Below are 10,591 nucleotides of genomic sequence, written 5' to 3'. Positions count from 1 at the left end.
TAATGTATGTGGCATTCGATGGAACTGAAACAGAAGAAACCGTTGGTACGGCGCCATCAATAACAAGCGCTTTATTAGCGCCAAGAGAATTAGCCGCTCCCGGTGTTGCCAAGGTTAAGCTGGCTGCGTTACCTGCCCCGTCATTAATAGTGCCACTATTTAAACTTAAGGAGTTGGTGGCAACGTAATCTAAATCGCTGCTAACATCTCCTGCTTGCACCGTATAAGTAAACGTTAACGTGCTTGTGCCTGAGCCACTGCTGTAATTAATGGTTCTATCTGTTGTACCTGTTTCTAGGGTGAGTTGTGGTGTGCCCGTTACAGTTACCGCTTCGCTGAAGTTAACGGTGACAGCAAGCACATCCCCTAACTTATAACTACCATTTGCGCTACTGGCACTTACGGAAGAAACTGTTGGAGGTGTTGAATCAACCACCCCCGTTAATTGGCTACTATTTACCGTAGGTAGCCCCCCAGAACTGGCTTGTAAATTAAAGTTTTCACTACTACCACCTGAAGCGGTGTAATTAATTTGCATACTGGTAAAAGTAGCCACACCAGAGCTTGGTGTTATAGTGACTAAAGAACTGCTGCCGTCAGTATCGCCTGTGGCAGTCATCGTCGCCGAACCTGCACCATTAACCTCATTGATACTAATACTCGTACTATAACCAGTATCTACAATGTTATTAACATCGCGAGCCGAAACCACAGGAACCGTTGTAAAATTTGTGGATATGCCACTATTAACCGATAAAGGGGTTGGCTGTGTATCAAAGACTAATTGAGTTGCCACAACATCGGCAGTTACCGCATTGGCATCTATCGTTGCTAAATTACTATCCACGCCATCTTGGTCATTCGCGGTTAAGGTATAGCTTTGTTGATCCGCCGTTGCGGTATACCTTACGTTAGTAAACGTTGCTACCCCTGCTACAGCAGCTGCAGAGCCACCTGTTAAACTCCCTGCGCTAGCCTCTGTAAGTGTTATGGTTTCAGTGAAATCAGTATCTATATTGCCAAAGGCATCGCGCGCTCTGACCACAGGTTGCGTTGTTAATGCACTCCCCGAAACTGATCCTGCTGGCTGTGTTGCAAAAGCTAACGCCGTTGCAGTAACATCAAAACTACCACCAGCACCGTTGGTGATTGCAGCGGTTGCACCCATTTGTGTTCCACTGCTGCCAACCGTTAAATCAGTATCGCCATCAACACTTAAGATAAAAGTACGGCCATCTGTAATACCCGTATTATCGTTGTAATAAGCATTGACGGTATACACTTCATTCGCGCCATTAGCCACTGAAATACCTAATCCTGAGAAGGTAATCGTATTCGCGCCAGCACTATATACTCCGACCACATTACTGACGTCATTACCATTCAAACGCCAAGTAATCTTAGCCCGATCTGCATCAGTTGTTGTACCTGAAACATTGACTACTATTTGCGAAACAGCCATGGCATTGCCATCTGCCGTTCCGCCATCAGTTAAGGTGAAATCGAAAACATCAACCGCTTCACCAACTGTATCGATAACGGTATCTAAACCTATCGGTTCAATAACGCCAGCAGCAGTGGTTAAGTTACCATCAGAGTCTATTGCTGCACTAATTACCGCTGTAATACTAAAGTTATACGGATTTTCATCCGAATCATCATTCGCAATAGAAATACTGGCATTTTGTGTGCCTACCGAGGTTGGATCTAATGTGACTTGAAAGGTAGTAGAGCCTGCGGCGGAAATAGGGTCGGATGCAGGTTGAGTTGTGACACTAAAATCACTGGACCCCGTTATAACCACATTAGGCGCACCTGTTAGATCAAGTGCCCCTGTTCCTGTATTTTGAATAGTAAAAGTACGTAAAAGATTAGAACCGCCAGCAGTGTGCGAACCAAAATCTGTATGGTCAGCAGTGGTTGGAGTTGCATCGCCATCAACAATACTATTGCCATTACCTTGAATATTTATTTCTGGGGAAGAAGAGGTAACATTAGCAATTGTAAAATCATCAAGCTGTATCCACCCCATATTAGAAGCGTCAAGGTTTTCAATAGTTAACCGAGTAACCCCCGTAAAACCAGTAAGTGTAACAATATCAGAAGAATTATTATTAATGCTATGATTCTGGCTTTGCCCTGCAACATCTGAGCTTATTTTAAAAGTGTCTGTAGTTACTTGCCCGTTATAAATCTTAATAGCAGATGCGTCAAAAGTTTCTCCGCCAGCAAAATATAAATAAACTTTTGGTACATCATCCTCTCCAAATGCATCGACCGATACATAATTGTAAGCGGTTCCCCCAAGCTCATTACCGTTGCCTCCTGCCGCTACAGACATGATAAGATTGGAGCCAGAATTTAGCACATTTGTATATGTCATAGAGGAATGATAACTATTATTAGGAACAGGGAAATTTCCTAAGTCAATTGTCGCTCCGCTACCATCAGTGATAGCTAATACATCACTAAAACTTTTAAGTGCTAAAGAAGAAAAAGGTAAATTGGTTTCGATGCTTCCGCGCACAACCTCCAAATTCCAATCCGCACTTTGAGTTACGTTTCCTGTTGGGTTACTAGATGCGGTCACATCTATATTCGCCTTATGAGCAATCAACTCTAAAAATGATTCTCCTTTTGCTGTTTTTGCAACATTACAGCCATAAAGTAATAAATCAGCGTTTTCTTTTAATGCATTATTTAAAGCCGAAAACGTTTCTACTTTCTCTTTTAATAACTGCTCGGTCACTTGAGTATTACCTAAATAGATAACACCATCATCACCATGTGAAACCACATGCAATGCATCAAGATTCTGGTAATCCGATAAAATATCGTTTAGTTGTTGTAAACCGTCCTGCCCTGAGACAATTTTTTTAACATCTACACCCGGTTTTAAGCTTTGATAAAACACATGTGTATCAGGTACTGCCGCATCAATAACAATAAGCTCATTAATAGGGTGCTGACTAACAATATTTAACTTTTCAGAATTAACCGAGCTTTTCAGCATGGCAACATTGGTAGATTGCAATGACAAACGGTCGTCAGCGGTTGACAGAGTTAACTCCACTTCGGGCATAACCACTGGTTTTAATGACAAGCTTGAGATAACATCATCAGGCTTATCTCGCGTTAACGCTAATTTATTTTTCTGAATCGCTTTTTGTTTATATTCATTACTTTTGTTGGTCGATGTCTGATATACATTATTATTAGAACTTCGATTACCTATATATGAATAAGTACCTGCAGTGTGTGCCGATGCACTCGTCGCCCCTATTGGTAACATGGCTGCTGCAACCGTGCTTAGTAGATGTTTATTCATATTTACATTCCTGTATTTTTATTTCATTTTTTTCAATAATGTTACTAACACCCCAAAAAAGTACGAATTGCTTAAAAACACAATTAGTTGTTATTTTTAGGCGCAATAATATTCGCTGCAGTACCAGTGGTATCTTGCCAAAAAGCCATTTCACTATATTTTTGAAATAAGTCTGGCGGTAATATGCTTCGTCTTGGTGTAAATTCCACCTTCTTTTTCACCGTATGCAAGTCCTTTACGCCCAATGTTTGGTCGAACTCATTTTCGTGGTATTCGATATTGCCAAAATCATGACCGAATGCTTCATAACCCAAGAACTGATACAACAATTCAATAGCACGTTCTGGGTATTGAGTGAGTAGATCGTAGTCGATCAATAACATTTTTTCAGAATACGCACCATAATAAGCTTCTTTTAATGCCGTCCAAGCGCTACCTATCGTTCCACCTGCGCTCATTTGACTTTCACAGCGAGAATATACCGTTTGCCGTGACTGAGCAGAATACATACGGCTATAATCAAAAGGGTTTTTGCGATATATCACTTCAAAACTATCAGCAATCCAAGCGGGATTACGAACACAACAAATTATTTTAACATCATCAAATAACTCAACTAGTTGATGCAAACGTGCAGTCCAAATACGATTAGTATCAAAGATAACATTTTTATCTGCTTGCTCATGATAATAAGCACTAAATAAAGCTCGACAGATTCGTTTGCGCTTTTCTTGACCAAAAAAAGCAGAAAATTCACCACCTGCGCCCATTTGTTCTAAGGCACTATTCATCATAGGTGCAACAGGACTAGACATGGCCGCATGAAATTGTGGGTTTTGTTTTAATAAAGCAGCAAGTAAAGTAGAGCCAGAGCGAGGAAGGCCTGAAATAAAATGAAACTTATTTGACATAAAGTTATGTAATCCGAGCAATTAAGTTGCGATCTAATCTAAAAGGAGGGCATATTTTATAAAAGATAGCACAAAGTAATAAAAAGAAAAAAATAAAAGCAAAAACAGCTAAATAAAACACTTCACTGCTCATATTTCCTACAAAAACTTGCACAAGTGTCAGAATTGCTCGTATATTACTGCCTACATTTATTTGTTTTTATGGTTCAATAGCAAATGTTCACAAGATTTTTTTGTTATTTATTGGTGTTAATAATGCTGCCTTTTTATGCGCCAGCAAATGACACTATTTTATGGCAAACCTATCATCGCCCCCCTGGTACTTTTAATTTTGGAGAGAATAAAGGCCAAGGGTTTGTGCAACAAAGTCTACAAATGATTATTGAACAAATGCCGGAGTATCAACATGAAATGCCCATCACCACTTTAGCCAGGGCAATTGCCGATATCAAAGCAGGTAAAAAAGCTTGTCATCCTGCACTTTATATAACGCCAGAACGTGAAAAAGAGATGATTTTCTCAAATGCTTCGATCCTTAATGCCAATAATCGAGTGATAGCAAGGCCAGAAAAAATATTACCCTTTTTAGATAATGGGCAAGTCAGTTTAGAAAAAATACTTCAGCAAAATAGCTTAATCTTCGGTCACGTGAAAAACCGCTCTTACGGTAATGCAATTGACGATATTTTTAAAAAGTATCATCAGGCTGAAAATATCCTACAGATTGATAATATTGACTTAAGTCGACTGTTCCAAATGATTGAACGAGAGCGTGTTGATCTGAGTATCGCCTACCCCTTTGAAATACATCATTATTTAAAAAACAACCCTCAGTCAACTGGCCAGCTAGCAGCTTATACTATTGCGAATATACCGGCCTACAATATCGGTGCTGTTGCTTGCCCTAAAAATGCTTGGGGCAAAAAAGTTATTCAGCAAGTTAATACGATACTCAAAAAAATCAAGCCTACTGCAGAATATCAGGCTGCGATTACAGCATGGCGAGAAACCGAACGCGTTAACCCTGCTTTTATTCAATACTACCGAGAATATTTTTTAACCCACTGATGATACTTAATTGTAAAATTAGGAGGATAAAGTCAAAGCAACTTGTAGCTTAGCAGTTCAACTAATGATATAACCGCGCCATATAATGACAACCTGTAGTGATTTAACCTTACTACGCCAATAACCTTAAGGCAGTTGCTTGTTACCTAGCATAATAAAATCACTAGAAAAGCACTGAAATAACATGAACTTAACTATAGAATTTAAACAACCAGAAGTTAAAAGTACTTTTGACTGGCAATTAATACAAGAAATTAATGTTAAAAATGACCAACAACAGGTTATTGCCAAAGCAGAAATCGAAATTATTACTTTAAATAAGCACCGTGGTGCAGATGAAAGTTATGAATTATTAAGCCAGCAAGGCGCTACTGACTGGGAAGTACCGTTAAACTTATTCTTTAAGAAACAGAATATTACTGCTGATTTAGTCGAAAAACTACAAGTAAAAGTGGATACTAAAGCTAAAGATCATATTTTAATTGAAGCCATTAGTGTTTTACCTGAATATCGCCAGCAAGGCGTGGCGAAGTTTCTTTTAAGTGAGATAGCTCAGCATTACAGCAAGGTACAATCTATTTCAGTCCTAAGCATGCCAATGAGTTTATTTGTTGATGCAGAAGATTGTGAAAGCGAAGAAAACACGGCTTATTATCAAACGATGGACTTGGCAGCGACTGATTTAAACCATGAGCAATTAAGCGCTTTTTTTGAAAAGTCAGGTTTTCATTACCTAGCCATTGATGATAGTGCTTTAGAAGCACCGTTACCGTTTAAAGTATTTATCGCTAGTCCGAAAGCCCTACTTTAGTTAAATATACAGAACTCTTGAGTGGTAGAGGATATTACTTTCCACTCAAGAGCTAAAATTTCTAAAGACTAAGGAGCAACAGATTTTAGCCGCTTTATGATGCTTTTGGCTCCAGCATATTCATAAAAAGGATAAATTTTCAGCTCAACAACTTCAGTCATATGTTGCTCAAATTCAGCCATATTGCCTATTTGCATTGCTTGTAAGCCTTGAATAAAATGAGCTTCACTTGCATCACACTTATTTTTACTTTCAGCCATCAATTGGTTACCTGTAATCTGTTGACTAGCAAAATTCAGCATCTGCTGCTGCCAAGGCTTTAGCGTTATTTTTGCCAAACCTTTTGTTGTTATTTGCTGAGCAATATCTTCTTGCCCCAGTATTTTGTAGGCATGCGCACCATAAAGAATACCGTAAAAACTAATATCGTCACGTGATATATATTCATCCATTAAAGCGGCAACTTGCTGCCAATTAAAGTTAACCACATTAAACAAAATATTCAAATACAGGTCATCTGTGTTCAAGTGATGAACATCTTTAGTGGCAAAGTATTCTGTTACCGCTTGATTATTGCCGCTCCAAAATTGCGCTTCGGCTAATGGCCCTTGAAACTCTGCGGAAATAGACGCAGCCTTCTTAGCCGAAAACGATGACATACGCATACGTCCCATTAAACGTAATACTGTACTTAATTGCAGATGATGATACGCATTTTCTGGGGCATTTTTTGCTAATAATTTATAGTCAGTAAACGCCTGCTCTAATTCTGTTGAAATATCACTTTGACACAACTTATCAAAAAAACTTTCAACTCTAAATTCATTTAGTGGCGCTAAAATTTCAAGGTTGTTTGGGCTGTATTTATTCGCTGTTTCGAGCAAAAAAGATGAAAGTTGCATTTTATCACGAGAAGCATACATTGCGGTAAGAGCTAAGTATCCATTGACAAAGTTTGGATTAGCTTTGATAGTTTTTTGCAAAATATCAATACGTTCATCACCGCTCAAGCTATCTTTATCAGCGAGTAATAACTCCATATAAACAGGTGGTGCAATATCTGTACTTTGTAAAAATGGTTGTTGTTGATAAAATTTTTGCCAATGTGCCATATCATATTTATTAGTTATTAAGGCTTTAAAAAGGTTTAGGCGATAAAACTGTAGTAATGCGTCGTAATTATAGGGTTGGCGCCTCAACAGTTCTTCGTAAGACGTGAGCACTTGGTTTAGAAAGAACAAATTTCCGTTCGCTTCATATTGCTGCATATGCAGTGTAGTCAATTTAGTTAACGCTACTGTGTCTTTAGGATACTTTTTGACATTATAAACAAGTTGCTCTTCTTTAGAACCCAGAGTCGGTAAACTTGTTGATGCTTCTTTTTTTGTACTTGCACAAGCACTTAGCAAAACCACTAATGCACAACTATAAATAATTTTCATCACTGTGCTCCTAAAACTGATAGCCAAGTTGTTCAGCACGCTCAAACGCTTGCTCAGACTGAAGGTCATCACCTGTAAAACCAAATGCTAAACCTAACAAGTATTGTGCCTCTGCATTATTTTCATCTGCAGCAATAACTTCTTTAATAGCAACAAGCGCTTCAACAAACAGAGACTGTTCTAATAAGCTTTTCGCCTGCTTAATTTTATCTTTTGCGTCCGCGCTATTATTCGTCACAACAAGGTCTGATTTATTCGGTTTTTGATAAATAAATAAGCTTTGCGAATGACTAGGGAAACTATCCACCTTCTGGTAGAAATCAGCATAATCAGCAATACTTATTGTCTGTTTAGGCAAGACAAATTTTGAAGTGATATAGAGGCCATCGCTTTTTTCTTGTACTTGATGGGTCAACGAGAAAAACTCATGTTCAATATTTTTAGCAGGCAAGCTATAAGCAATTTTAGCCTTAGGCCAAGGTTGTGGGTAATACGAATTAATCACCACAGTTATCGGCTGGAAAATAGTAAAATCGAATTTTCGACTTGCAACGGGAGCAAGGTTATTCAACGAACTAAAAACACTTAATATCGAGCTAAAATCATAGCTATACCTGAAGCTGTCAATATCCGGAGTAATTTCAGCTATATCATTAAAATTTGCCGATAGTGTAAATGGTGTAGTGATATCGATTGGATCTGAGTTTGTAAAGTCACTAATACGCTTATTAAACAGTAAAGGAGAAATTATTTGCTCTGCTGCTGCTAAAGCGTTAGGTGAATACTGAATAAAATTACGTAAGTTGGTTTCCACATGACCGACTAAGTCTAATGATACTTGCGCATTTAAGGTTGTTTTAGCTAAAGAGAAGTCGATATCGATCGTAGCAACATTATCAGCGCTTGTTGTTTCTGGTAGTGTGATGATCGCACCCGCACTTTCATTCACCACAAAGGCTTTTTTATTTTCCAAATTAAGACTTACGCCAGGAAATGTTCCTGTTTGGCCACTAGTATCAAGCCAGTATTTTTTTGTTTTAGTTTCAACATAAGTGATCATATGGTCAAAATTTAACATCGGTAATTCATCGTCAAACTTTGCTCCGGGATAAGTATTAATCATCGCGGGATAAGCTTGAATATCTGCCTGCTTTAACAAGGCAATGATGAGCACCGTTTGATCTTTACAGTCCCCGTAAGCTTGGCTTAGCACTTCACTCGCTAAATGTGGCTTATAACCGCCACGGTTAACATGGGCGCCAATATAGCGAACATTCTTTTGAATATAGTTGAAAACAGCTTTAACCTTTTCCTCTTCGCTCATTTCTTGCCGAAAAATAGTTTTAGCCAAAGCTATAATTTTTTCATCTGATTTTTGCGTTGGTAGATACAAGTCATTAAACCAATGATTAACAGTGCTCCAATGCTTTATGGTAGAAAGATGAACTGAAGGTAAAATGTCATCCAAACTAGGCATTTCAACTTCTAAAACTACCTCTGGCTGAAGCGTTGTTTGCCATGTATAAGTTTTATTCTCTGCAGTTTTATTGACTGTTGGTTCAATTTCAATATTATAATTAACAATTGAGATGTCGGTATCTACTGGTAAAGTCAGTGTATTGTGTGTTGCCAGAACAGGGTCAATTCTGAGCCAATTTACGCTAGGTAAAAACTTTACAAAATGAAAGCTAATACTAGAGAACCATTCATTTTCAATAAAAGGTTTTATTTGATGTGTTGTTGCTTGGTATTCAATAATACTGCCCGCTTTTAACTGTGGTAAGGCAAACTCATATTGCTTACCTTCATCAAAATAGTCATCGTTACCGCTAGACACCAGAGTGATGGCGTCTTCTTGCATCTCAATGATCTTTCCTTCAGGGGTAATAACACGTGCAAAATCGATTTGTTTTTCTTGGTAATAAGAGTTGAACTGACTAATTAGCTTTGAGTAATCTTTTACTGCGCTTTCATCAACAATATAAATAGCGTTATAAAATCGACTTGTTTCAAAGCCTTTTTTATCAATAACCACTTCACCACGTCGACTTAAAATAACCGCACTACTGGTGAATGATTCAGTTGCTAACGCTCGCTTGGCTAATAGTTGCTCAACACTGGGCCCAATACTACTTGTTTGTGCAAAAGCTGAAAGAGAAAGGCAAAAAAAGCCCATAAAACTTATAAAAATGCCGCGTAGCACCATGCTGATGTCCTTATTCGTAATACACGTTAAGCTATTAACTTGTTGAATTTTCGTCTGATAGCTTACCTGCATTCGAAGCAGAACAAAAGCCTTGTTTAGTTGGAGTAAATTGGTTGTTCTTAAGAGAAATACCTACTAGCAAATACTGAAAGAAAAGCATTCTGGCTAGTAGGTATGATTATCTAGGTATTGTTAGTGCTGTGCTTTTCTCGTTAAACGAACTAGCATGGCTAATGCCAAAGCAAAAATAGCTATTGAGCTTGGCTCTGGTACACTCACTTGGCTGCCCAGTTGAACACTAAAGTCGTCAGCAGTAATATCATTATATGCAACTCCAAATTCATTAGAGGCCTTAATATCGCCCCATGAAAACTGTGCTAAACCTAAATCAGCTACTTTAAAATCAATAGATGCCAATAAAAATCGACTTAAGCCATCTTGCGCAGCAAATAAATCAAATGAGTTTGCGTATGAAAACTCACTGATAAATAAGTTATTCATTGCACTATTATCTACTACCTTATCACTTGGTATAAAAGTAAACATATCAACATCTAACTTAGTGCCAAATGTTGCTTGTTGAAATGTTAACAAGCTATCTTCTGATAATAAGTTAAATGAAAATTCAGACACAAACTTCTGAAAGCCATTATTGAGATCTGAGATATAAACATTTACCGTTAAGGTATCATCAATGTCATATACCTTATCTTCAATATCAACGATTAGTGAAGCATTTGCCGTTATTGTTGTACACCATAGAGCCAACAATATTAATAGCTTTTTCATGTTATTTTCCTGTTTAAAGTTAGATTATTAAGTTTA

At 38.0% G+C, this 10,591-nt stretch carries 7 protein-coding genes; 2 read left to right on the top strand and 5 right to left on the bottom strand.

Features of this window, described 5'->3' with window-relative positions; genetic code table 11:
- A partial coding sequence (locus B0169_RS18880; protein WP_143323610.1) for a DUF4347 domain-containing protein occupies window positions 1–3,328 on the bottom strand: 3,328 nt, incomplete at its 3' end.
- An 83-nt stretch (window positions 3,329–3,411) separates the two neighbouring features.
- A complete protein-coding gene (locus B0169_RS18875) occupies window positions 3,412–4,239 on the bottom strand; it encodes a sulfotransferase family protein (protein ID WP_077288458.1) in 828 nt (275 codons plus the stop codon).
- A 255-nt stretch (window positions 4,240–4,494) separates the two neighbouring features.
- Here B0169_RS18875 and B0169_RS18870 point away from each other — a divergent pair, with 255 nt between their 5' ends.
- Both B0169_RS18870 and B0169_RS18865 read left to right on the top strand, forming a co-directional pair.
- Complete coding sequence (locus B0169_RS18870; RefSeq protein ID WP_158077135.1) at window positions 4,495–5,307, top strand: TIGR02285 family protein; 813 nt, start codon at window positions 4,495–4,497, stop codon at window positions 5,305–5,307.
- 184 nt (window positions 5,308–5,491) lie between these two features.
- Window positions 5,492–6,118 carry a GNAT family N-acetyltransferase gene (locus B0169_RS18865; RefSeq protein WP_077288456.1) on the top strand — a complete coding sequence of 209 codons (627 nt, stop codon included), beginning with the start codon at window positions 5,492–5,494 and terminating at the stop codon, window positions 6,116–6,118.
- Window positions 6,119–6,186: 68 nt separating this feature from the next.
- On the opposite strand, the gene B0169_RS18860 is transcribed toward B0169_RS18865, so the two are convergent.
- The 3 genes from B0169_RS18860 to B0169_RS18850 form a co-directional block, all read right to left on the bottom strand.
- A complete protein-coding gene (locus B0169_RS18860) occupies window positions 6,187–7,560 on the bottom strand; it encodes a tetratricopeptide repeat protein (protein WP_077288455.1) in 1,374 nt (457 codons plus the stop codon).
- A 10-nt stretch (window positions 7,561–7,570) separates the two neighbouring features.
- Window positions 7,571–9,766 (bottom strand): DUF3857 domain-containing transglutaminase family protein, encoded by a 2,196-nt coding sequence (locus B0169_RS18855; RefSeq protein ID WP_158077134.1) that lies wholly within the window; start codon window positions 9,764–9,766, stop codon window positions 7,571–7,573.
- A gap of 192 nt (window positions 9,767–9,958) precedes the next feature.
- A complete protein-coding gene (locus B0169_RS18850; protein WP_077288453.1) occupies window positions 9,959–10,555 on the bottom strand; it encodes a PEP-CTERM sorting domain-containing protein in 597 nt (198 codons plus the stop codon).
- Window positions 10,556–10,591 lie beyond the last annotated feature (36 nt).

The organism is Cognaticolwellia aestuarii (assembly GCF_002000025.1).
In the GTDB taxonomy this organism is placed as follows: Bacteria; Pseudomonadota; Gammaproteobacteria; order Enterobacterales; family Alteromonadaceae; genus Cognaticolwellia; species Cognaticolwellia aestuarii.
The sequence above is the reverse complement of the archived record's forward strand: the minus strand, read 5'-3'. Positions and strand labels throughout refer to the sequence as shown.

Excerpts from the sequence above, each read along its gene's own strand:
- B0169_RS18875 (WP_077288458.1), bottom strand. The coding sequence starts at position 4,239 with ATGTCAAATAAGTTTCATTTTATTTCAGGCCTTCCTCGCTCTGGCTCT.
- B0169_RS18870 (WP_158077135.1), top strand. The coding sequence starts at position 4,495 with ATGCTGCCTTTTTATGCGCCAGCAAATGACACTATTTTATGGCAAACC.
- B0169_RS18865 (WP_077288456.1), top strand. The coding sequence starts at position 5,492 with ATGAACTTAACTATAGAATTTAAACAACCAGAAGTTAAAAGTACTTTT.
- B0169_RS18860 (WP_077288455.1), bottom strand. The coding sequence starts at position 7,560 with ATGAAAATTATTTATAGTTGTGCATTAGTGGTTTTGCTAAGTGCTTGT.
- B0169_RS18855 (WP_158077134.1), bottom strand. The coding sequence starts at position 9,766 with ATGGTGCTACGCGGCATTTTTATAAGTTTTATGGGCTTTTTTTGCCTT.
- B0169_RS18850 (WP_077288453.1), bottom strand. The coding sequence starts at position 10,555 with ATGAAAAAGCTATTAATATTGTTGGCTCTATGGTGTACAACAATAACG.